This window comes from Microbacterium sp. sgz311019 (assembly GCF_056135325.1).
Map to the genome: position 1 here is coordinate 551,471 of NZ_JBWAXO010000001.1, position 21,595 is coordinate 573,065.

19 protein-coding genes are annotated in these 21,595 nt (G+C 70.3%); 4 read left to right on the top strand and 15 right to left on the bottom strand.

Annotated elements, in window-relative coordinates:
- Window positions 1-25: 25 nt before the first annotated feature.
- The 3 genes from ftsZ to murC form a co-directional block, all read right to left on the bottom strand.
- Window positions 26-1,192 (bottom strand): cell division protein FtsZ, encoded by a 1,167-nt coding sequence (gene ftsZ, locus AC0NZN_RS02635; RefSeq protein ID WP_474590704.1) that lies wholly within the window; start codon window positions 1,190-1,192, stop codon window positions 26-28.
- Window positions 1,193-1,398: 206 nt separating this feature from the next.
- Window positions 1,399-2,172, bottom strand: a complete 774-nt coding sequence (locus tag AC0NZN_RS02640) for an FtsQ-type POTRA domain-containing protein (protein WP_474590705.1) — start codon at window positions 2,170-2,172, stop codon at window positions 1,399-1,401.
- A gap of 216 nt (window positions 2,173-2,388) precedes the next feature.
- On the bottom strand, window positions 2,389-3,822 hold the full coding sequence (gene murC / locus AC0NZN_RS02645) for a UDP-N-acetylmuramate--L-alanine ligase (RefSeq protein WP_474590706.1): 1,434 nt from the start codon (window positions 3,820-3,822) through the stop codon (window positions 2,389-2,391).
- A gap of 124 nt (window positions 3,823-3,946) precedes the next feature.
- Here murC and AC0NZN_RS02650 point away from each other — a divergent pair, with 124 nt between their 5' ends.
- A complete protein-coding gene (locus AC0NZN_RS02650; protein ID WP_474590707.1) occupies window positions 3,947-4,318 on the top strand; it encodes a GntR family transcriptional regulator in 372 nt (123 codons plus the stop codon).
- A 3-nt stretch (window positions 4,319-4,321) separates the two neighbouring features.
- Here the strand turns inward: AC0NZN_RS02650 and murG are convergent, their stop codons facing one another.
- From murG to AC0NZN_RS02700, 10 genes are all read right to left on the bottom strand, one after another.
- Window positions 4,322-5,398: an undecaprenyldiphospho-muramoylpentapeptide beta-N-acetylglucosaminyltransferase gene (gene murG / locus AC0NZN_RS02655; RefSeq protein ID WP_474590708.1), complete on the bottom strand. Its 1,077-nt coding sequence runs from the start codon at window positions 5,396-5,398 to the stop codon at window positions 4,322-4,324.
- 40 nt (window positions 5,399-5,438) lie between these two features.
- On the bottom strand, window positions 5,439-6,686 hold the full coding sequence (locus tag AC0NZN_RS02660; RefSeq protein ID WP_474590709.1) for a peptidoglycan glycosyltransferase FtsW: 1,248 nt from the start codon (window positions 6,684-6,686) through the stop codon (window positions 5,439-5,441).
- Complete coding sequence (gene murD, locus AC0NZN_RS02665) at window positions 6,649-8,226, bottom strand: UDP-N-acetylmuramoyl-L-alanine--D-glutamate ligase (RefSeq protein WP_474590710.1); 1,578 nt, start codon at window positions 8,224-8,226, stop codon at window positions 6,649-6,651. Before murD ends, AC0NZN_RS02660 begins: the two co-directional genes overlap by 38 nt.
- Window positions 8,223-9,326 carry a phospho-N-acetylmuramoyl-pentapeptide-transferase gene (mraY, locus tag AC0NZN_RS02670; protein ID WP_474590711.1) on the bottom strand — a complete coding sequence of 368 codons (1,104 nt, stop codon included), beginning with the start codon at window positions 9,324-9,326 and terminating at the stop codon, window positions 8,223-8,225. The genes murD and mraY overlap by 4 nt, the downstream gene beginning before the upstream one ends.
- The gene (locus AC0NZN_RS02675) at window positions 9,323-10,735 is read right to left on the bottom strand and encodes a UDP-N-acetylmuramoyl-tripeptide--D-alanyl-D-alanine ligase (protein ID WP_474590712.1); all 1,413 of its coding nucleotides are present in this window, start codon (window positions 10,733-10,735) and stop codon (window positions 9,323-9,325) included. The genes mraY and AC0NZN_RS02675 overlap by 4 nt, the downstream gene beginning before the upstream one ends.
- Before the next feature lie 24 nt (window positions 10,736-10,759).
- Window positions 10,760-12,547: a peptidoglycan D,D-transpeptidase FtsI family protein gene (locus AC0NZN_RS02680; RefSeq protein WP_474590713.1), complete on the bottom strand. Its 1,788-nt coding sequence runs from the start codon at window positions 12,545-12,547 to the stop codon at window positions 10,760-10,762.
- A 4-nt stretch (window positions 12,548-12,551) separates the two neighbouring features.
- Window positions 12,552-13,175: a cell division protein FtsL gene (gene ftsL, locus AC0NZN_RS02685; RefSeq protein WP_474590714.1), complete on the bottom strand. Its 624-nt coding sequence runs from the start codon at window positions 13,173-13,175 to the stop codon at window positions 12,552-12,554.
- A complete protein-coding gene (rsmH, locus tag AC0NZN_RS02690) occupies window positions 13,172-14,143 on the bottom strand; it encodes a 16S rRNA (cytosine(1402)-N(4))-methyltransferase RsmH (protein WP_474590715.1) in 972 nt (323 codons plus the stop codon). The genes ftsL and rsmH overlap by 4 nt, the downstream gene beginning before the upstream one ends.
- 100 nt (window positions 14,144-14,243) lie before the next feature.
- Window positions 14,244-14,675 carry a division/cell wall cluster transcriptional repressor MraZ gene (gene mraZ / locus AC0NZN_RS02695; RefSeq protein WP_474590716.1) on the bottom strand — a complete coding sequence of 144 codons (432 nt, stop codon included), beginning with the start codon at window positions 14,673-14,675 and terminating at the stop codon, window positions 14,244-14,246.
- Window positions 14,676-14,897: 222 nt separating this feature from the next.
- A complete protein-coding gene (locus AC0NZN_RS02700) occupies window positions 14,898-15,269 on the bottom strand; it encodes a DUF3040 domain-containing protein (protein WP_474590717.1) in 372 nt (123 codons plus the stop codon).
- Between the two features lie 66 nt (window positions 15,270-15,335).
- On the opposite strand from AC0NZN_RS02700, the gene AC0NZN_RS02705 reads away from it, so the two are divergent.
- Complete coding sequence (locus AC0NZN_RS02705; protein WP_474590718.1) at window positions 15,336-16,415, top strand: polyprenyl synthetase family protein; 1,080 nt, start codon at window positions 15,336-15,338, stop codon at window positions 16,413-16,415.
- A gap of 11 nt (window positions 16,416-16,426) precedes the next feature.
- On the opposite strand, the gene AC0NZN_RS02710 is transcribed toward AC0NZN_RS02705, so the two are convergent.
- Complete coding sequence (locus tag AC0NZN_RS02710) at window positions 16,427-16,777, bottom strand: Rv2175c family DNA-binding protein (RefSeq protein WP_474590719.1); 351 nt, start codon at window positions 16,775-16,777, stop codon at window positions 16,427-16,429.
- A gap of 180 nt (window positions 16,778-16,957) precedes the next feature.
- Here AC0NZN_RS02710 and AC0NZN_RS02715 point away from each other — a divergent pair, with 180 nt between their 5' ends.
- Both AC0NZN_RS02715 and pknB read left to right on the top strand, forming a co-directional pair.
- Complete coding sequence (locus AC0NZN_RS02715) at window positions 16,958-18,127, top strand: LysM peptidoglycan-binding domain-containing protein (RefSeq protein WP_474590720.1); 1,170 nt, start codon at window positions 16,958-16,960, stop codon at window positions 18,125-18,127.
- Window positions 18,128-18,221: 94 nt separating this feature from the next.
- Window positions 18,222-20,174 (top strand): Stk1 family PASTA domain-containing Ser/Thr kinase, encoded by a 1,953-nt coding sequence (pknB, locus tag AC0NZN_RS02720; RefSeq protein ID WP_474590721.1) that lies wholly within the window; start codon window positions 18,222-18,224, stop codon window positions 20,172-20,174.
- Between the two features lie 44 nt (window positions 20,175-20,218).
- Here pknB and AC0NZN_RS02725 read toward each other — a convergent pair whose 3' ends face one another.
- The gene (locus AC0NZN_RS02725) at window positions 20,219-21,556 is read right to left on the bottom strand and encodes a class II 3-deoxy-7-phosphoheptulonate synthase (protein ID WP_474590722.1); all 1,338 of its coding nucleotides are present in this window, start codon (window positions 21,554-21,556) and stop codon (window positions 20,219-20,221) included.
- Between the last annotated feature and the right edge of the window lie 39 nt (window positions 21,557-21,595).

The following is a 21,595-nucleotide window of genomic DNA, read 5'->3' on the forward strand; positions in this document are numbered from 1 at the left end:
AGCGGCCCCCGAGCGTGTCGAGGGGTTACTTCAGGAATTCCGGGATGTCGAGGTCGTCGTCGCCGAACGCCGACTCGTAGCCCGACTCCGGCACGCTCACGGCGACCGGGACGCGCTCGGTCATCTCCTCACGCTCGGCGACCGCGGCGGTGGGCTCTGTCGTGCTCTGCCCGATCGCCGCTGCGACACTCGACGCCGACGGCACGTGCCGGGCGTCGTGCACGGTGTCGATCCGCAACGTGGGCTCGCCGCCGTCGAAGCCGGCCGCGATCACCGTGACGCGCACCTCGTCGCCGAGCGTGTCGTCGATCACCGTGCCGAAGATGATGTTCGCCTCGGGGTGCGCGGCCTCCTTGACCAGCTGCGCGGCGTCGTTGATCTCGAAGATGCCGAGGTTCGATCCACCCTGGATGGACAGCAGCACGCCGTGCGCGCCCTCGATCGAGGCCTCGAGCAACGGCGACTCGACGGCCAGCTCTGCAGCCTTGATCGCGCGATCCGCGCCGCGTGCCGAGCCGATGCCCATGAGCGCCGATCCGGCTCCCTGCATGACCGACTTGACGTCGGCGAAGTCGAGGTTGATGAGCCCGGGGGTGGTGATGAGGTCGGTGATGCCCTGGACACCGGCGAGGAGCACCTGGTCGGCGGTGGCGAACGCCTCGATCATCGAGATGCCGCGGTCGCTGATCTGCAGCAGCCGGTCGTTGGGGACGACGATGAGGGTGTCGACCTCTTCCTTCAGCTTCGCGACACCGGCCTCGGCCTGGCTCTGCCGACGGCGGCCTTCAAAGGAGAAGGGCTTCGTGACGACACCGATCGTCAGGGCTCCGATCGACTTGGCGATCCGGGCGACCACCGGTGCGCCGCCCGTGCCCGTGCCGCCGCCCTCGCCGGCCGTGACGAAGACCATGTCGGCGCCCGCGAGGGCCTCCTCGATCTCCTCGGCGTGATCCTCGGCCGCGCGACGACCCACCTCGGGGTCGGCGCCGGCTCCGAGCCCGCGCGTCAGCTCACGACCGACGTCGAGCTTGACGTCGGCGTCGCTCATGAGCAGGGCCTGCGCGTCGGTGTTGATCGCGATGAACTCGACCCCGCGCAGTCCCAGCTCGATCATGCGGTTCACGGCGTTGACGCCGCCACCGCCCACGCCGACGACCTTGATCACCGCGAGGTAGTTCTGGTTCTGGCTCATGCCGGCCTCCGTATCGTCCCGAACCGCGGTCCTAAACCTTCAACCTCATGTAGAGGTTTAAAGAATTGCCCGGTATGCAATTCCTGAGTTCGAAGGTATGCGGACACCCTCGCGCGGCCCGCATTCGGGTGGGCGTGTCGCGCAAGTCGGCCTCCACGCATGTCGGAGACGAGCGCAGTGGAAGACGCCGTCAGTGGAAGACGACGTCAGTGGAAGACGACGGTCGTCGGCGTCGACACGTCGTAGGCGCTGACGGATGCCGGCGGCTTCGCCTTCATGGCCTCCTCCAGCACGAGCGCCTTCAGTGCGGACTGGTCGGCGCTCCCCCACATCACCTGCGTCCGCGTGCCGCCGAGCGTGAGCGTGACGTCGTCGGGCGTTGTGGCCGATGCCGCCGTCACCTGGGCGCGGATGACCGCCGGAAGGGCGCGCATCACCTGGCCCAGCGAGGCGAACGCCGGCGAGTGCACCCCCGGCACGGTGACGACCGGCACGCCCGAGGGAGCCGCGGGGCTGGTCGAGAGGGCGACACCCGCCGCATCCACCAGCGTGAAGCCGGCCGGTCCCTGGATGACGCCCACCGGCGTGCGCTCGACGATCCGCACCACGAGCTCGTGCGGCGGACGGGCCTCGAGCGTGTACGACTCGACGAGAGGGAAGCGGACGAGCGCCGCCTTCACCGCGCTCTCGTCGACGAGGGGCAGCGGCGTGCCGACCTGGCCGTCCAGCGCCTGCGCCACGGCCGACGCCTGCAGCTGCGACGTGCCGACGACCTGCACCTGCTCGACGGCGAACAGCGGGCTGTAGGCGGCGCCGAGCGTCACCAGGGCGAGAACGCCGATGGATGCCGCGGCCCCGATCCACACCGCGCGCCGCCGCCGCTGGCGGCCCGTGAAGCGGCGCACCTCGGCGCGCAGCGCCTTGCGGCGGGCACGCGCGGCGCGCCACACGTCGCGCACGCCGATGGGAGCGGCATCCATCGGATCGCCCCCCGCCCGACCGTGGTCACGGTCGTCGGACGTGATCGGGGTGACAGGGGCGAGCGCCCCGGAATCCGCCGGCGGCGACCCGTCCCGAAGCTGCCCGCCCGCTCCGCGGGGGTTCGAGCGGCGTTGCCTGGACCCCGCCGCCTCGGCCGCAGTCCTCGCCGCCGGCTTCTCAGCCTGCGGCGGGAGCGGAGTGGGGCGCCGCACGGGCTAGGCCTCGTCCGCCGCGTCATCGGCACCGCCGGCGCTGTGGGCGCTGTCGCCCAGCGCGCTGAGCACCTGCGGGATGATCTGGTAGACGTTGCCGCAGCCGAGCGTGATGACGTAGTCGCCGGGCCGAGCGATCGACGCGGTGTAGTCCGCGGCATCCTGCCAGTCCGGCACGTAGTGCACGTGCGACGGGTCGGCGAAGCGCGAGGCCACCGTGTCGCCCGTGACGCCCGGGATCGGATCCTCCCGCGCGCCGTAGACGTCGAGCATCACCGTGTGGTCGGCGTGGCTCTCGAGCACCTCCGCGAACTCACCGGCCATCAGCTGCGTACGCGAATACGTGTGCGGCTGCTGGATCGCGATGATGCGGCCGTTCCCGACGACCGTGCGTGCGGCGGCGAGGGCGGCCGCGACCTCGGTCGGGTGGTGGGCGTAGTCGTCGAAGACGCTGACGCCGCGCTCCACGCCGTGCAGCTCGAACCGCCGGATCGTGCCGGTGAACTCCTCGACGGCGCGCGCGGACTCCTCCAGGCCGTTGCCGAGCAGGAGCAGCACCGCGACGGCGCCTGTCGCGTTCACGGCGTTGTGCGCGCCGACAATGGGCAGCTGCACCTCGACACGCTCGCCCGCATACTCGACCGCGAACGAGACCGGCCCGTCGGTGCGGATGTCGACCACGCGCACGTCGGCGGACTCGGCCTCGCCGAACGTGACGATGCGCGGATGCGACATGCGCTTGGCGACCTCGATCGCGCCCGGGTCGTCGGCGGAGATGACGACCGCCTCGCGCGCGCCGTCGCCGAAGCGCGCGAAGGCGTCGACGAAGGCGTCATGACTGCCGTAGTGGTCGAGGTGGTCCGGATCGACGTTGGTGATGAGGGCGATCGAGGTGTCATACAGCAGGAACGTGCCGTCGGACTCGTCGGCCTCGATGACGAACAGCGGATCCGCGCCGCTGCCACTCGAGACGCCGAGCTGCGAGATCACACCGCCGTTGACGAAGCTCGGGTCGGCGCCGAGCGACGTCAGCGCCGTCACGATCATGCCGGTCGACGTCGTCTTGCCGTGCGCACCGGCGACGGACACGAGGCGACGCCCGCCGATCAGCCAGAACAGCGCCTGAGAGCGGTGGATGACCGGCATCCCCCGCTCCTTCGCCGCCACGTACTCCGGGTTCTCGGGCCAGATCGCGCCCGTGTGGATGACGGTGTCGGCATCGCCGAGGTTGGCGGCGTCGTGGCCCACGTGCACGCGGGCGCCGCGCACGGCAAGGCTCTGCAGGGCGGCGCTGTCCGCGCGATCCGACCCGGAGACCGCGATGCCGCGGTCGAGGAACATGCGGGCCAGTCCCGACATGCCGGAGCCGCCGATGCCGATGAAGTGCGCGGAACGGATCTCGTCGGGAATGGGAAGGCTCAGGTCGGGTCTGATCATGGCCCTACGAGTCTAGGTCGGGCTCGGGATGCACCGGCCCAGGCACGCCCGCCGGGCTGCGCCAGGCGCGCGCGTCCATGCGGCACGATGGAGGTGTCCGCTGCGCGCACAGGGAGGTGTCCGGGTGATCGTGATCGATCCGGCGTCCGGTGTACCGCCGTTCGAGCAGCTGCGTGCGCAGCTCGCCGATGCGGTCTCGTCGGGCGAGCTGACCGCCGGGGATCGTCTGCCGACGGTGCGCCGGCTCGCCGAGGAGCTCGGCGTGGCCCCGGGAACCGTGGCTCGCGCCTACCGCGAGCTCGAGACCGCCGGGGTCATCGAGACGCGGGGCCGGAACGGCAGCTTCGTCCGTGCCGGTGACGACCCCGTCCGGGAGCTGGCGCGCCGCGCCGCCGAGGCGTTCGCCCAGCAGATCCGCACGCTGCACCTCGATGTCGACGAGGCGCTCGCCCTGGCCGCGGCCGCGCTGCGATCCGGACCGGCGAACCTCAGCTGATCGCTACCGCGACGCGAGCGCCTCGTCGATGAGCTCGACCACGTTCTGCGTGCCGCGGCGGGTCCCGACGCCGGCCGCGGCCTCGCGCATCCGGTGCAGTCGCTGATCGTCGTGCAGGAGCGGGATGATCTCGCTCCGCACGCGATCGGGTGTGAAGTCGGCGTCAGGCACGATGATCGCCGCTCCCGCCTCGACCTCGGCGGCCGCGTTGAGCGCCTGCTCGCCGTTGCCGACGGCATACGGCACGAACACCGCAGGGATGCCGAGCGCGGCGATCTCGCTCACCGTCGCAGCGCCCGAGCGCGACACGATGAGATCGGCGATGGCGTAGGCGAGGTCCATCCGGTCGACGTAGCGGCGCATCGCGTAGCCGGCGACCTCCGGATCGGCGAGGTCTGCCCGCTCCCCCGTCACGTGCAGCAGCTGCCACCCGGCATCCAGCACGTCTCGCCAGGAGGCGGCAAGGGCCTCGTTGAGGCGCTGCGCACCCAGCGACCCACCGAAGACGAGAAGCGTGCGGCTGGTCGCATCCAACCCGAAATGCTCGGCAGCCTCCGCACGCGTGGCGGCGAGGTCGAGGTCGACGATCTCGCGGCGCAGCGGCATTCCGACGACCCGCCCACCCCGCAGACGCGTGCCGGCGAACGCGACGCCCACACGGGCCGCGCTGCGCGCACCCAGGACGTTCGCGAGGCCCGGCTTCGCGTTCGCCTCGTGCACGACGAACGGGATGCCCTCGCGGCGAGCAGCGACGTACGCCGGAGCCGACGCGTACCCGCCGAACCCGATGACGACGTCGACGCCGTGGCTCCGGATGTGCTCGCGCACCTGCGCGATGGCCGTGCGATACCTGCGCGGGAAGGTCGCCGCGGCCCGTCCCGGCCGGCGCGGGAAGGGGACCTTGTCGACGATCAGAAGCTCGTAGCCGCGCTCGGGAACGAGCCGAGCCTCGAGCCCCTCCTTCGTGCCGAGCACCAGCACGGACGCGTCCGCATCCCGGTCGCGCAGAGCGTCCGCGACCGCGAGGAGCGGGTTCACATGCCCGGCCGTACCGCCGCCGGCGAGGAGGTAAGTCGTCACCGTCCGACCCTATCGGGCCGTGATCGACGTCCCCGAGCGCCTACCGCGCGGCGGCGCGCGGACGCGGGGACGGCCGTCGGGGCACCGCATCCCTGCGCGGCAGCGTCCGCGCGAACGACAGCAGCACCCCGGTGGCCATCAGCACCGACAGCAGGGACGTCCCTCCCTGCGACACGAACGGCAACGGGATGCCGAGCACCGGGAAGAGTCGCAGCACCACAGCGATGTTGATGAGCGCCTGGCCGACAATCCAGATCACGATTCCACCGGAGACGATGCGGACGAAGGGGTCGTCGGTCTTGCGGATGATGTGGAAGACGCCGACCGCGAAGATGGCGAACAGCGTGAGCAGCACGGCGCAGCCGATGAGCCCCAGCTCCTCGCCCACGATCGCGAAGACGTAGTCGCTGGATGCCGCAGGCAGCCACCCGTACTTCTCCTTGGAGTTTCCGAGCCCCAGGCCGAACAGGCCGCCGCCGGCCAGCGCCCAGATCCCGTGCAGCGGCTGGTAGCAGTCGCTGTAGTACGTGTCGAGGCAGCTGGTGTCCATGAAGCTCAGGATGCGGCGCATCCGGTCGGGGCTCTTCATGGCGTAGAACGCGACGAACCCGATGCCGGCGAGCAGCGGCAGGATGAAGACCCGCAGGCGCACACCCGAGAAGAACAGCGCGCCGAGCACGATGAGCGTCAGGATCATGGCCGTGCCGAGGTCGTTGCCGGCCATGACCGTTGCGATGACCGCGGCGGACACGGGGACGACCGGGATGTACACGTGGCGCCACAGCCCGAGGAGGGTCTGCTTGCGATACAGGACGAACCCGAGCCACAGCGCGAGGGCGAGCTTCAGGAATTCCGCCGGCTGCGCCTGCACGCCGGCGACCACGATCCAGTTGCGGTTGCCGTCGAAGGTGTGGCCGAGCGGCGTGAACACCAGCAGCTGGAACACCGTGGCGAGGATGAGCGCAGGCCACGCGATGCGCTTCCAGAACGCGACGGGCATGCGGCTGCCGATGAACATCAGTGGGATGCCGACCATCGCGAAGACGCCCTGCTTCATGACGGTCTCGAGCGGCGACGACGGCGTCGCCGCCGAGGTGGCGGAGAGGATCATGACGAGACCGAAGATCGTCAGCAGCAGCGCCGTCGACGCGATCAGCAGGAACTCGACCGGCACGGGCGCGAAGACGCGCCCCAGCGAGATGCGTGCGGCGAGGCCACGACGGGCGTCGGGGCCCGCAGCGTCGAAGGAGTCAGCCGGCCGGGTGGGCCGGGTCGTCGTGGTCGTCACCGGTCCCCCCTCCGATTCGATCCCGAACGGCCTCGGCGAAGCGTCGGCCGCGGTCCGCGTACGACGCGAACTGGTCGAAGGATGCTGCGGCCGGGGCCAGCAGGACGACATCGCCGTTCTGCGCGATCCCGGACGCGAGCTCGACGACCCGCGCCATGACATCCTCAGTCTCGCCGTGGTCGACCTCGAACACGGGCACCGCGGGCGCGTGTCGCGCGAACGCCGCGACGATGTCGTCGCGCTCGACGCCGATCACGATCGCGGCCTTGGCAGAGGGTCCGCGCTCGGCGACGAGGCGGGAGATGTCGACTCCCTTGAGGAGCCCGCCGACAACCCAGACGGCTCCCGGATACGCCGCGAGCGACGAGCCCGCGGCATGCGGGTTGGTCGCCTTCGAGTCGTCGACCCAGGTCACCCCCGCCGCGACGGCGACGATCTCGATGCGGTGCGGGTCCAGCCGGAAGCCTTCCAGAGCCGTGCGGATCGCCCGCGGCTCGACGTCGAACGAACGAGCCAGCGCTGCCGCTGCGAGGATGTTCGCGACGACGTGCGGTGCCGCGAGCCCCTCGGCCGCGAGGTCCTCGAGCGTCGTCAGCTCGAGGGCGCTCGTGCGACGGTCCTCGAGGAACGCGCGATCGACGAGAATGCCCTCCACGACGCCCAGGTCGCTCGGACCCGGAATCCCGAGGTCGAACCCGATCGCGCGCGCACCCTCGACGACCTCGGCCTCCTCGACCATGCGGCGGGTCGCGGCATCCGCCTTGTTGTAGACGCACGCGATGCGCGTGTTCTCGTAGACGACCGCCTTGGCCGCGCGGTACGCCTCGGCCGAGCCGTGCCACTCGAGGTGGTCGTCGGCAAGGTTCAGGCACACGCTCGCCCACGGTGAGAGGGGGTCGGGACCGTGCGTCTGCAGGCCGAGGTACCAGAGCTGGTGGCTGGAGAGCTCGACGACGAGCACGTCGAATCCGCCCGGGTCGCGGACGGCGTCGAGCACGGGCACGCCGATGTTGCCGCACGGCGCGACCCGTTTGCCGCCGGCCGCGATCATGGTCGCGGCGAGGCGCGTCGTTGTCGTCTTTCCGTTCGTGCCGGTGATCAGCACCCAGTCGGCCGGAGAGCCGTCGGCGCGCAGGACCTTGTCGCGCACCCGCCACGCGAGCTCCACGTCGCCCCACAGGGCGATGCCCTCGCGCCGCGTCCATCGGATGGCCGGATGGTGGGGCGCGAAGCCCGGCGACGCGACGACGACCTCGGGCCCGAAGGCGACCAGCTCATCGGGGACGGCATCCAGCGGACCGACGTGCAGACCGGCGCCGATCACGGGCAGCAGCCGTTCGTACTCGGGGTCGGCCGACTCCGTGACCACCAAGACCTCGGCGCCGAGCTCGGCGAGCGTGTCCGCCGCGGAGAACCCCGTCATCGACAGGCCCAGGACGGCGACGCGGAGGCCGCGCCAGTCCGCGTGCCAGCTCCGCAGAGCGTCGAGGCGCTCGGTGCGCGGTCCTTCGCCGTCGCCCGCCCCCCTGGCCCCGCTCATACGGCGGACAGCCATTCCACGTAGACCAGACCGACGCCCGTGACCGCCAGCATCCCGGCGATCAGCCACATGCGCACGACGATGGTGACCTCCGGCCAGCCACGCATCTCCAGATGGTGATGGAACGGGCTCATGAGGAACATGCGTCTGCCGCGGGTGGCCTTGAAGTAGGCACGCTGCAGGATGACGGACCCCGGCGCGATGACGTACGCGCCGGCGACGATGATGAGCAGCAGCTCGGTGCGGGTGAGGATCGCCATGGCCGCGAGCACCCCGCCGATCGCCATCGAGCCGACGTCGCCCATGAAGACCTCGGCCTTCGGCGCGTTCCACCAGAGGAAGCCGACGAGCGCGCCGACGAACGAGGCCGACACGATCGTGAGGTCGAAGGGGTTGGGAGTGGAGTAGCACGCCGCGAAGATGTCGGCGCTCGCGCGGCGGCACGACTCGTTCCACTGCCAGAACGAGATGAGGCTGTAGGCGCCGATCACGAAGACACCGCTGCCGGCCGCGAGGCCGTCGAGGCCGTCGGTGAGGTTGACGCCGTTGGAGGTGGCCAGGCCGATGATCGAGATCCACAGCAGGTAGAGGATCCAGCCCAGGATCGCGCCGCCGGCGAAGAAGTAGAGCGCCGGGATGTCGCGGAAGAACGAGATGAACGGCGAGGCCGGCGTCTGGTTGTCCCGGTTGGGGAAGTTCAGGGCGACGATGCCGAACGGAACGACGACGATGAGCTGGCCGATGATCTTGCGCCAGCCGCTCAGCCCGAGGCTGCGCTGCTGGCGGAGCTTCATGTAGTCGTCGATGAATCCGACGACACCGAACCCGACCATCATCCAGATGACGAGCCAGCCGGACAGCGAGGGCGGGTTGTTGCCGGTGTAGCAGCCGATGACATAGCCGACGATCGTGCCGACGATGAAGATCGTGCCGCCCATCGTGGGCGTTCCGCGCTTCGCTCCGTGGCTCGGGTTGCGGATGTCCTCCGGCGTGCGGATGACCTGCCCCCAGCCCCACTTCCGGAAGATGCGCAGGAACACCGGTGTGAGGAACAGCGTGAACGCGAGCGAGATCGCCGCCGCAGAAAGGATGGACCTCACGAGAACGATTCTCCCAGACGATCCCCCAGGAAGCGGAGCCCAGCGGAGTTCGATGACTTCACCAGGACGCGGTCGCCCTCCCGCAGCTCACCGAGAAGATAGTCGAACGCCTCGTTCGCGGTGGCGAAGAAGACCGCCTCGCCGTCCCACGAGCCCTCGCCGATCGCGGCGAGGAACATCCGGCGCGCGTCCGGGCCGACGATGACGATCCGCTGGATGCGCAGGCGCACGGCGAGCTCGCCGATCCGGTCGTGCTCCTCCCCCGCATACTCGCCGAGCTCGCTCATGGCACCGAGGACGGCCACCGTGCGCTCACCCGGGCCGACGATCTGCGCCAGGGTGCGCAGGGCGGCGGCCACCGAATCGGGGCTCGCGTTGTAGGCGTCGTTGATGATGCGGACGCGATCGGAGCCGAGCGGCTGCATGCGCCAGCGCTCGGCGAGCTCGAGGGTCTCGAGGCGTGCGACGGCGTCGGCGAGCGAGACGCCCAGTGCGGTCGCGGCGGCTATCGCTGCGAGGGCGTTCCCGATGTGATGCGCGCCCAGCACACGCAGGTGGAGCGGCAGGCTCTCGCCGTCGGCAGTGACGACGAGGCGGGTCCCGGATGCCGTGACCTCGACGTCGCTCGCGCGCACATCAGCCGACGGGCCGTGGCCGAACCAGCGGACGTCCACGCCGCGCTCCTCGGCAATCGAGGCCATCGATGCCACGCGGGCATCGTCGGCGTTCAGCACGGCCAGGCCGCCCGGTCGCACCGCGCGGATGAGCTCGGACTTCGCGAGGGTCGTGCCCTCGATGCCGCCGAAGCCGCCCGCATGCGCCATCCCCACCATCAGCACCACGCCGAGGTCGGGGGTGACGAGTCCTGCCAGCTTCGCGATCGCACCGGGACCGCTCGCGCCGAACTCGCTGACGAGGTAGGCCGTGGCATCCGTCACCCGCAGCATGGTCAGCGGCGCGCCGACCTCGTTGTTGTACGAGGCGCGCGGGGCGATCGTCTCGCCCTCGTCCTGCAGGATGCGGGCCAGCATGTTCTTGGTGGTCGTCTTGCCGTTCGACCCGGTGATGCCGACGATCCGCAGGCGCCCCTGTGCGCGCACGCGTGCCACGACCTCGCGGGCGAGGTCGGCGAGAGCCACCACGACGTCGTCCACGACGATCTGCGTGACGGGGTCCTCGACGGGGTGCTCCACGACCGCGAGAACAGCACCCGCCTCGATCGCCCGGCCGACGAACAGGTGGCCGTCGGTGGTCTCGCCGGGCTTGGCCACGAAGATCCCCCCGGGGCCGATGGCACGGGAATCGGTGTCCACCTCGCCGGACACGATCGTGTCGGGGGTGTCGTCTCCGGCGAGGCGGATGGTGCCGCGCACGGCGGCGGCGATCTCGGTGAGGGTGAGCGCGATCATGACTTCCTGGGGCGGGCGCCCCGTTCAGCCGAACTTCGGCAGAACGGTCGGCGCCGACGTCGACGGCATGACGCGGAAAGTCTTCAAGACCTGCGTCATCGCCTTCTGGAACGCGGGGGCGTTGGCCGAAGACGACCTTACCGTAGAGGGCGAATCGAGGGTCACCGCGACGAGGTACTGGGGGTCGTCCGCCGGGGCGAAGCCGATCATCGTCGTGAAGTAGAGGCCGGCGCGATAGCGGCCGGTTCCCGGGTCGACCTGCTGCGCCGTTCCGGTCTTGGTGGCGATGCGGTACCCGGGGATCTGGACGAGCTTGGAGTACGACGCCTGCATCGCGACGTTCTCCAGGATCTGGCGCATCTGCGCCGACGTCTGCGTGGAGATCACGCGGGTGGGCGCCGGCGTCTTCGGGGTCACCACGGTGCCGTCGGCCTTCGTGCACGATTCCACGAGCCGCAGCGGCATCTTCATCCCGCCGTCGACGATGGCCGTGTAGGCGCTCATGAGCTCGGGCACGGTGGTGGTGAGGCCCTGGCCGTATGCCGTGTCGTAGAGCATCTGGTTGTCCCAGCTCGACACGGGGTGGATCTTCCCCTCCGCCTGACCTGGGAAGGCGACGGCGCTGCCGGTGCCGATCCCGAACTTCTTGAGGTAGTCGTAGCGGAGGCTCGGATCGATCCGCTCGCTGAACTTCGAGATGCCGGCGTTCGACGAGTCGATGAGCACCCCGGCCAGCGTGTAGTCGACGAGCCCGTGCGATGTGGCGTCGCTCACGACCGCGCCGTTGGCGAACCGCATGTGATCCGACACCTGCACCGTGGAGGTGGGCGACTGCCCGGCTCCGTCGATGAGGGACGACGCGGTGAGGCCCTTGAATGTCGAGCCGGGCTCGAACGTGTCGGTGAAGATATGGCTGCGCCGATCTTCCGGCTTCGAGGCGGTGACGTCGTTGGGATCGACCGTCGGATACTCGGCCGCGGCCTTGATCTTGCCGGTCTTGATGTCGACGACGGTGATCGTGCCGCGCCGCGCCTGGGTGTCCTGCACCTGCTCGGAGATCAGCTGCGACATGAACCACTGCAGGTCGGCGTCGATCGTGAGCGTCACCGTGCCGCCGTCGACGGCGGGCATCTCGGACTCCGTGCCCGGGATGATGACGCCGTCCTTGCCCTTCTCGAAGGTCAGCGTGCCGTCCTTGCCCGTGAGGCACTGGTTCTCGGCGAGCTCGAGTCCACCGAGCGCCGTGCCGTCCGTCCCCATGAAGCCGAGGAGGTTGCCCGCCACGGCCCCGTTCGGATAGGCGCGCTTCTGGGCGGGCACGCAGGCGAGGAAGCCCGTGCCGAGCTCCATGAGCTTGCGGTACTGCTCGGTCGACAGTCCCTTCTTCAGGTACGCGAAGCGGGAATTCGGATCGACGGCCTTCGCATCCGAGACGATCCTCTGCACGTCCGGGCCGGTCTGCCCCGTGATGGCGCCGATCTCGTCCGCCACGTCCTGCCAGCTCGTCGTGACCTTGGTGCCGGCGGTGTTGCGGCGCTCGACCGCGCCGGCGTTCTTCGGATCGAGCTGGCAGTCATACTGCAGCACGCTCGTCGCCAGCGTCGTTCCCGACGCATCCACGATCGATCCCCGCGTGCCGTACAGCTTCTTCGCGTCGCCGAGGCCGAGGGACATGGAGTCGGCGATGTGCTCGCGCGCGTTGACGACCTGGATGTCGACGAGCCGGATGACGAACCCGGTGAGAACGGCCAGCACCACGGCGAGGACGACGACCGTTCGACGGCGGGGGCTTCGCGTGCTTCTCGTCGTCATGTCTTCAGTGTGTGCTCGGCGACGGCAGTCCGTCGGTCAGAGGCGGGGGTGTCGCCGGATCGGGCTGAGCGGCGCCCGATCCCGTCGTCGTGTCGGCTCCGGGCGTGGGCGTCGCGGCAGGGGTGTCCGCACCCCCCACCGTCGCCGCGGGATCGGTGACCAGCGGCGTCTTCGCGATGAGCGAGTTGGGCACGGAGCCGCGCGCGGTGACATCGACGCTCGATGCCCCGGTGGCGGGCGCTCCGGTTCCGAGGACGGCGCCGTCGCTGAGACGGAGATAGGAGGGCGACTCCGCGACGATCATGCCCAGGGCGGATGCGTTCGCCGCGAGGTACTGCGGAGAGCTGAGGCCCGCCACGTCGTCGTACAGCACCTGCTTCTGCAGGGTCAGCGTGCGCTGCTGCTGCGTCAGCTGCGACAGGGCGAAGGTGCTCTGGGTCGTCATGATCGAGAGCGTCATCTGCGCGGCGCCGATCGCGAGCACGCCGGCGATGGCCACCAGCGCGTACGCCAGGCGCGGCCGCCGGCGGCGCGCTCGGGTGTCGACCGCCCGGAGGGGCGTCTGCGCGGTCTCCCGCCGCGGCGCGGGCGTTGTGCGCGCCGCGGCCGTGGTCGTCGCGGTCGTCATGATGCCTCCCCCTTCTGCTCGTCTCGCACTCGTTCAGCCGCGCGCAGCCGCACCGGCTTCGCCCGCGGATTGCGGGCCTGCTCCTCGTCGCTCGCCAGCTCCGCGCCTCGCACGAGCAGCCGGAACCGGGGCGCGTGCTCGGGCGGCTCGAAGGGCAGCCCGGCCGGCGCCGTCGAGGACGAAGCATCCGCGAACTCGCGCTTGACGATGCGGTCCTCGAGCGACTGGTACGAGAGCACGACGATCCGCCCGCCGACCCGCAGCGACGCGAGCGCGGCGGGGATCGCCCGCTCGACCGCGGTCAGCTCGGCGTTGACCTCGATGCGCAGCGCCTGGAAGACGCGCTTGGCGGGATGCCCCTGGCGCTGGACGGCGGCCGGCGTCGCCGCCTGCAGGATGTCGACGAGCTGACCCGAGCGCTCGATCGGCTGCGTCGCCCGCGCGGCGATGATCGCCCGGGCGTAGCGTCCGGCGAGCTTCTCCTCGCCATAGCGCTCGAAGATGCGGCGCAGGTCGCCCTCGCCATACGTGGCGAGGACGTCGGCCGCCGTCATCCCTGTCGTCTGATCCATGCGCATGTCGAGCGGCGCATCTCGGGCATACGCGAAGCCGCGATCGGCGACGTCGAGCTGCAGCGACGAGACGCCGAGATCGAACAGGATGCCGTCCGCCCGGCCCCGGGGAGCGTGGGTGGCGACCGCATCGGCGATGCCGTCGTAGACGGTGTGCACGAAGGTGACCCGGCCGGCGAAGGGGGCGAGCCGCTCCCCCGCGATGCGGAGGGCGTCGGTGTCGCGGTCGAGGCCGATCAGATGCAGCCTCGGGAATCTCTCCAGGAAGGCCTCGGTGTGGCCGCCCATGCCGAGCGTGGCGTCGACGAGCACGGCGCCGTCATTCTCGAGCGCCGGGGCGAGCAGCTCGACGCAGCGCTCGAGCATGACCGGGGTGTGGATGTCGCGGAGGCTCATGGCTTCGGGGCGGGATCCTGAACCCTGATCCCCCACCGTCGCGACCTGGCACCGGGGAAGTGGCGTCAGGGCGTCAACGGGTGGAGATCACAGCCCAGGATCAGAACAGGCCCGGAATCACCTCCTGCTCGAGTTCTGCGTAACCGGCTTCGTTCGCCTCGGCGTAGGCGTTCCACGCGTCGGCGTTCCAGATCTCCGCGTGCGCTCCGACACCTGTCACCACGAGCTCGCGATCGAGGCCGGCGTACTGGCGGAGGTGCGGCGGGATGATGATGCGGTTCTGGCCGTCGGGGGTCTCGGCGCTCGCACCCGCGAGGAACATGCGCATGAAGTCGCGCGCCTGCTTGTTGCTCAGCGGCGCCTCGCGGATGCGCTCGTGGACGCGCTCGAACTCCGCCGTGCTGAAGACGTACAGACAGCGCTCCTGACCTCGGGTGACGACGACGCCCATGCCGAGGTCGTCGCGGAACTTCGCGGGGAGGATGACACGACCTTTGTCATCGAGCTTGGGAGTGTGCGTGCCCAACAGCATCGCCAAACCACCCCCTTCCTCCGGCCCCCCGTGAGGTATTCCCCCACCGTACTCCACTTTCCTCCACTTCGCCTCTCTTCGGGCGGACTTTCCCGGGTTCCCCTCCATCCGGACGCGCCGGATGGCCCCCGGCGACGCATCCCGCGCTGTCGTGGTGCCGCGTCAGGGCACAAAAAAACACCGGCCCGAGGGCCGGTGTCGAAGTTGTGGAGCGAAGTGGAGTCAGTGATCGCCCTGGCGTCGATCCCATCGGTCGTTCATGCGGTCCATGAACGATCCCGATGACGAACCCTTGGGCGCTGAGTCCTTCTTCTTCTTCTTCGCCTCGGGAGACTCGTTCCGGGTCGGAGTCACCGCGAGGATGACGCCCGCGAGCATGGCGACGAAACCGAGCACGCCGACGATGACGACCTGCGTGACGACTCCACCGAGCAGGCCGCCGATTCCGACGAGCACCAGGATCGTTCCGTAGACGATGTTGCGATAGCTGAGGGAGCGCCCATCGCGCTGGGCTGACACGATGTCTGCGTCGTTCTGCATGAGATGCCGTTCCATCTCGTCGAGCAGACGCTGCTCCTGTTCGGAGAGTGGCATTCATCCCCCTAGAGTTGTGCCGGGTGCGACGATTCTACGCGCGCGATTCCTTATTAGGCTAGGCCCGTGGCACCTGCTCCGGACCTGATCGCGGCGGTTTCCCAGCGACTCGACAATTTCCTCCGGATTCAGCGGGATCACGCCGGTCCCCTGGGCCCGGAAGCGGCCCTGATCACCGCCGCCGGAGCCGATTCCGTGACCGGCGGAAAGCGCCTTCGAGCCCGCTTCCTCCTTGCCGGCTGGCGGTGCGTCACCGGATCGCCGCCGAGCTCGGCGGCGATCGCCGCCGCCGCCGCGCTGGAGCTGTTCCACGCCGCGGCCCTCGTGCACGACGACGTCATCGACAACTCCGACACGCGCCGCGGCAAGCCCGCCGCGCATCGGGCCCTCGAGGCCCATCACCGCGATGCCGCATGGGAGGGGGATGCCGAGTCCTTCGGCCGTGCGGGCGCCGTGCTGCTCGGCGACCTGCTCGTCGCATGGAGTGACGATCTCTTCGAGGAGGGGCTCGCGGAGGCACCGGCCGACAGCGCCTGCGCCGCACGCGCCGAGTACGCGACCATGCGGCGCGAGGTGACGATCGGTCAGTTCCTGGACATCGCCGAGGAGTCCGCGTTCCGCACCGAGCCCGATGACAGGCACGCCGCGCGTGCGCTGCGCGTCGCCTCGCTGAAGTCGGCCCGATACAGCGTGCAGCAGCCGCTCCTGATCGGCGCGGCGCTGGGCGGAGCGGACGCAGGGCAGCGCGAGGCGCTGTCGGCCTTCGGGCATCCGCTCGGCATGGCGTATCAGCTGCGCGACGACGTCCTCGGCGTCTTCGGCGACGAGGCCGTCACCGGGAAGCCGTCGGGAGACGACCTGCGCGAGGGCAAGCGCACCGTGCTGGTGGCCTATGCGCGCGAGGCCATGCCGACGGGCGCGCGTCGCGTGTTCGACGAGCTGCTGGGCGATCCCGGCCTGGATGCCGAGCAGATCGCCTCGCTCCAGGAGACCATCGTCCAGACGGGCGCGCTCGACCGCGTCGAGGCGCTCATCGCCGACTACGCGCGCGAGGCCGACCGGGCGCTCTCGGGCGCGCGGCTCGACAACGCGGCCGTCGGCGAGCTGCGCGACCTGGCGCGCGCATCCACCGTCCGCGTCGCCTGACGCGTCGTTCGTCAGCCGAGCCCGCGAGCGACGCGGCGGACCTCGCTCTTGCGTCCCTTCAGCAGGGCGTCGATCGGAGAGATCCCGATCGTGTCGTCCGGCTCGAGCAGCCAGTCGATGGCCTCGTCGTCGTCGAAGCCGGCATCGTGCAGCACGATCAGCGTGCCGCGCAGCGACGAGAGCGGGTGCCCGTCGAGGATGAAGACGGCGGGAACCTTGAACGTGCCGTCGCGGCGGCTTCCGACCAGGTGGTGTTCGTCAAGGAGGCGACGCACCCGTCCGAGCGGCTCGCCCAGGACCTCTACGAGGTCGGGCATGGCCAGCCAGTCGGTCTCGGTGCGTGCGGGAGTCGATCCGGTCACACAGCCACTATCTCACCTGCAGACGAGGTTCCGTTCGTCGCCACATCTGCCACATCAGAAACATCCGCCCCTCCAATAGCACTGGTTGACATCAATCACGCGCCATGACACGGTGGCAAGGACCTGATTCCGGTCGAACGGGGGGAAACCGTGTGGAATCCGATTCGCACTGCCGTGGCGGTGCCGACAACAATCGCCGGCTCGCTGGCGCTCACGCTGACCGCTTTGCCTGCGCACGCCGCTCCCGTTGAGCGGTCCGTGCAGGCGCGGACCGACGTCACTGTGCGCCTCGCTGCACAGCCGGTGATTCCGGTGACGGCGCCGCGGCCGGCCGCGGCGGTGGCTCCCGCGACCTGCATCGTGAAGCAGGGCGACACCGTGAGCGCGATCGCGCGCCGGTACGGGCTGAACACCGCGAGCGTGCTGTCGTGGAACGGACTCGGCTGGAACAGCGTCATCCAGCCCGGACGCGTCCTTCGACTCACGGCACCCGGCGCTGCCGCGCCGGCGGCTGCGCCGGCCTCCGCGCCGGCATCCACGGCGTCGCCCGCGTCCTCTACGTACACGATCGCCCAGGGCGACACGATCTCGCGGATCGCACGCGCATTCGGTGTCAGCGTCGCGGCCGTGCTGCAGGCGAACCGTCTCTCGGCGTCGTCGATCATCTACCCCGGGCAGCGCCTCACGATCCCGAGTCGCATGGTCCCCGCGGCGGCTCAGACCCCGGTGGCCCAGGCGCCGGTCGCGCAGGCACCCGCAGCGCCGGTCGCGGCGCCGGCGCCGGCTCCTGCCGCGACCTCGTGGACCGTCCGCGCCGGCGACACCGTCACCGACATCGCGAACCGGTTCGGAGTGAGCGTCGCCGCCGTGCTGACGGCCAACGGCCTCTCACGCTCGTCGATCATCTACCCGGGCCAGCGCCTCGCGATCCCGAGCGCCACGGGCCTGACCACCGAGCAGATCTCCAACGCCAAGCTCATCATCACGGTCGGCCGGCAGCTGGGCGTGTCCGACCGCGGCATCGCGATCGCCCTCGGCACCGCCATGCAGGAGTCGTCGCTGCGCAACCTCGCCCGCGGCGACCGCGACTCGGTCGGGCTGTTCCAGCAGCGGTCGAGTTACGGATGGGGCACTCGCGCCCAGATCGCGGATGCCGAGCGTTCGACCCGCGTCTTCTACGGCGGCCCCCACGACCCCAACGGCATCACCACCCGCGGACTCCTCGACATCCCGAGCTGGCAGTCGATGACCTTCACGCAGGCCGCGCAGGCGGTGCAGAACTCCGCGTACCCCAACGCCTACGCGCAGTGGGAGGCTCCCGCGGTGCGCTGGCTCGCCGCTCTCGGTTGACCTGAGGTACGCCGGGGACACGCCGCACCGCACGCGGAACGCTGCGGGCGAGGCGTTGCCCGGCCGCGCATCCGGTCGTCCGTAGACTCGAGGAGTGAGCACGAGTCAGCCGTTCGACCCGCTGATCGGCCGTCTCGTCGACGGCCGGTACCGGGTGCGCGCGCGTATCGCGCGCGGCGGCATGGCGACCGTGTACGTGGCCACGGACCTCCGGCTCGAACGCCGGGTGGCGCTCAAGGTCATGCACGGGCACCTCAGCGACGACGCCGTCTTCCAGGGGCGCTTCATCCAGGAGGCCCGCGCCGCAGCGCGGCTCGCCGACCCGCATGTCGTCAACGTCTTCGACCAGGGTCAGGACGAGGACATGGCGTACCTCGTCATGGAGTACCTGCCGGGCATCACCCTGCGCGAGCTGCTGCGCGATCAGCGCCGGCTCACGGTGCCGCAGGCCGTGACGATCATGGATGCGGTGCTCTCCGGACTGTCCGCAGCGCACCGCGCCGGCATCGTCCACCGGGACGTCAAGCCCGAGAACGTCCTTCTCGCCGAGGACGGCCGCATCAAGATCGGCGACTTCGGTCTCGCCCGGGCGACGAGCGCGAACACCGCGACCGGCCAGCAGCTGCTCGGCACGATCGCCTACCTCGCGCCGGAGCTCGTCACGCGCGGCACCGCCGATGCGCGCAGCGACATCTACGCGCTCGGCATCATGCTGTACGAGATGCTCACCGGCGAGCAGCCGTACAAGGGCGAGCAGCCGATGCAGATCGCGTATCAGCACGCGACCGACTCGGTGCCGCGGCCGAGCGTGAAGAACCCCGGAGTCCCCGAGCAGCTCGACGAGCTCGTGCTCTGGGCGACCGAGAGGGCCCCGGATGATCGCCCCGTCGATGCCGGTGCCATGCTCGACCGGCTCCGCGAGATCGAGGATCAGCTCGGGCTCGGCGCTCAGGTCGCGCGGACGCTGGCCGTCCCGGCGGTGACCACGCCGGTCGCCCGGCTCGACTCGACCGACGTCACCGCGATCATGCCGGCGACGGGGGCGCTGAGCGCCGCACCGCTGGCTCTGCCGTCGATGCCCGAGGCCGACAATGCCTCGCGCCTGCGCACCGCAACGAAGCGCCGCGCTGCGCGCGGCGCGTGGATCCTGGTGCTCGTCGTCCTGGCTGCCGCGCTCACCGGCGCGGCCGGATGGTGGTTCGGCTCGGGCCCGGGCTCCCTCATCCCCGTTCCGACCGTCGCGGGCCAGACCTTCGCGCAGGCGCAGGCGGCGCTGGCCAAGCAGTCGCTCAAGGCGATCCAGCAGGATGCCTTCAGCCAGGCGATCGCCGTCGGGACCGTCATCGGCACCGACCCGGCGGCCGGCACTCCGGTGGCGAAGAACAAGACCGTCGCCGTCATCGTCTCCCAGGGGCCCGCGCCGCACGACGTCCCGGCCTTGGCCGGTCAGAGCGCCGAGGCCGCACGCAAGGTGCTCGAGGACGCGAACGTGAGCGTCGGCCAGGATGCGCAGATCTTCACGGATGCCGACAAGGGCACCGTGGTGTCGGCATCCATCACTCAGCGCTCGGACGGCAAGGCGATCGACTGCTCGAAGGGGTGCACCCTCCACGAGGGCGACTCCGGCGCGCTCGTGGTGTCGGCAGGACGGCTCCCGGATGTCGCGGGTGCCGGCGTCGACGAGGCGACTCGCGAGCTGGAGAGCGTCGGCCTGAAGGTCTCCGGAAAGACGACGGAACAGTACAGCAGCACGATCGACAAGAAGAAGGTCATCGGCATCGCGCCACGCGACGGCGGCGGCAACTGGGCACCGGGCGAGACCGTGACCCTGATCGTCTCGAAGGGGCCGCAGCCGATCGCGATCCCCGACGTCTCGAACCAGCCGCTCGACAAGGCCATGGCCGCGCTGACCAAGGCGGGCCTGAACCCGCAGAGCTCCATCCCCGAGGCGCTGTGGGGATTCTTCACCGCCAACGGGACCGATCCGAAGGCGGGCACCCAGGTGCCGCCGGGCACGAGCGTGAAGGTCAAGTCGAGCGGCTACTGAGCCGCTCCCCCGCTGCTCCGGGCGTCGCGCCGTGGCCCCAGGGCTCAGCGCTTCTCGAGCTCCTCGGCCACGAGGAACGCGAGCTCGAGCGACTGCATGTGGTTCAGGCGCGGGTCGCACAGCGACTCGTAGCGCGTCGCGAGGGTGGCCTCGTCGATCTGCTCCGAGCCGCCCAGGCACTCCGTCACGTCATCGCCGGTGAGCTCCACGTGGATGCCGCCCGGGAACGTGCCGACGGCGCGGTGCGCCTCGAAGAACCCGCGCACCTCGTCCACGACGTCGTCGAAGCGACGCGTCTTGTAGCCGGTCGGCGTCGTGATGCCGTTGCCGTGCATCGGATCCGTGACCCACAGCGGGGTGGCGCCCGCATCCTTCACCGCCTCCAAGAGAGGCGGAAGCGCGTCGCGGATCTTGCCCGCGCCCATGCGCGTGATGAAGGTGAGGCGGCCGGGCTCGCGCTCGGGGTCGAGCTTGTCGATGAGGGCGAGTGCGGTGTCGGTGGACGTCGCGGGGCCGAGCTTCACGCCGATGGGGTTGCGGATCTTCGAGAAGTAGTCGACGTGCGCGCCGTCGAGCTCGCGCGTGCGCTCGCCGATCCACACGAAGTGCGCCGACGTGTTGTACGGCGTTCCGGTGCGCGAGTCGATGCGTGTCATCGGGCGCTCGTAGTCCATCAGGAGGCCCTCATGGCCCGTGTAGAACTCGACGCGCTTGAGCTCGTCGAAGTCGGCGCCGGCCGCCTCCATGAACTTGATGGCGCGGTCGATCTCGGTGGCGAGGCGCTCGTACTGTTGGTTGGCCGGGTTCTGCGCGAAGCCCCTGTTCCAGGAGTGCACCTCGCGCAGGTCGGCGAAGCCACCCTGAGTGAACGCGCGGATCAGATTGATGGTGGATGCCGCGGTGTGGTAGCCCTTCAGGAGCCGGGCCGGGTCGGCCTGACGGGAGCCCTCGGTGAAGTCGTAGCCGTTGACGATGTCACCGCGGTAGGCCGGCAGCGTGACATCGCCGCGGGTCTCGGTGTCGCTCGAGCGCGGCTTGGCGAATTGGCCGGCCATGCGGCCCATCTTCACGACGGGCATCGACGCGCCGTACGTCAGCACCACCGCCATCTGCAGCACCGTCTTGATGCGGTTGCGGATCTGCTCGGCGGTCGCGCCTGCGAACGTCTCGGCGCAGTCGCCGCCCTGCAGCAAGAACGCGCGGCCGGAGGCGGCCCGCGCGAGCTTGTCGCGCAGATTGTCGACCTCGCCCGCGAACACGAGCGGCGGGAGCGTCGCGAGCTCCGCGGACACGGCAGCGACGGCATCGGCGTCGGGCCACTGCGGCTGCTGCTTGATGGGCAGGGTGCGCCAGTGGTCGAGGGGATCCAGCTGCTGAAGCATCCGGCCAGTCTATCGGGGTGCCATCTTCCTCCCGCGCTC

Coding starts and splice junctions, on each gene's coding strand:
- ftsZ (WP_474590704.1), bottom strand. CDS start 1,192: ATGAGCCAGAACCAGAACTACCTCGCGGTGATCAAGGTCGTCGGCGTG.
- AC0NZN_RS02640 (WP_474590705.1), bottom strand. CDS start 2,172: ATGGATGCCGCTCCCATCGGCGTGCGCGACGTGTGGCGCGCCGCGCGT.
- murC (WP_474590706.1), bottom strand. CDS start 3,822: ATGATCAGACCCGACCTGAGCCTTCCCATTCCCGACGAGATCCGTTCC.
- murD (WP_474590710.1), bottom strand. CDS start 8,226: ATGAGCGGGGCCAGGGGGGCGGGCGACGGCGAAGGACCGCGCACCGAG.
- AC0NZN_RS02675 (WP_474590712.1), bottom strand. CDS start 10,735: ATGATCGCGCTCACCCTCACCGAGATCGCCGCCGCCGTGCGCGGCACC.
- AC0NZN_RS02680 (WP_474590713.1), bottom strand. CDS start 12,547: ATGACGACGAGAAGCACGCGAAGCCCCCGCCGTCGAACGGTCGTCGTC.
- ftsL (WP_474590714.1), bottom strand. CDS start 13,175: ATGACGACCGCGACGACCACGGCCGCGGCGCGCACAACGCCCGCGCCG.
- rsmH (WP_474590715.1), bottom strand. CDS start 14,143: ATGAGCCTCCGCGACATCCACACCCCGGTCATGCTCGAGCGCTGCGTC.
- mraZ (WP_474590716.1), bottom strand. CDS start 14,675: ATGCTGTTGGGCACGCACACTCCCAAGCTCGATGACAAAGGTCGTGTC.
- AC0NZN_RS02700 (WP_474590717.1), bottom strand. CDS start 15,269: ATGCCACTCTCCGAACAGGAGCAGCGTCTGCTCGACGAGATGGAACGG.
- AC0NZN_RS02725 (WP_474590722.1), bottom strand. CDS start 21,556: ATGCTTCAGCAGCTGGATCCCCTCGACCACTGGCGCACCCTGCCCATC.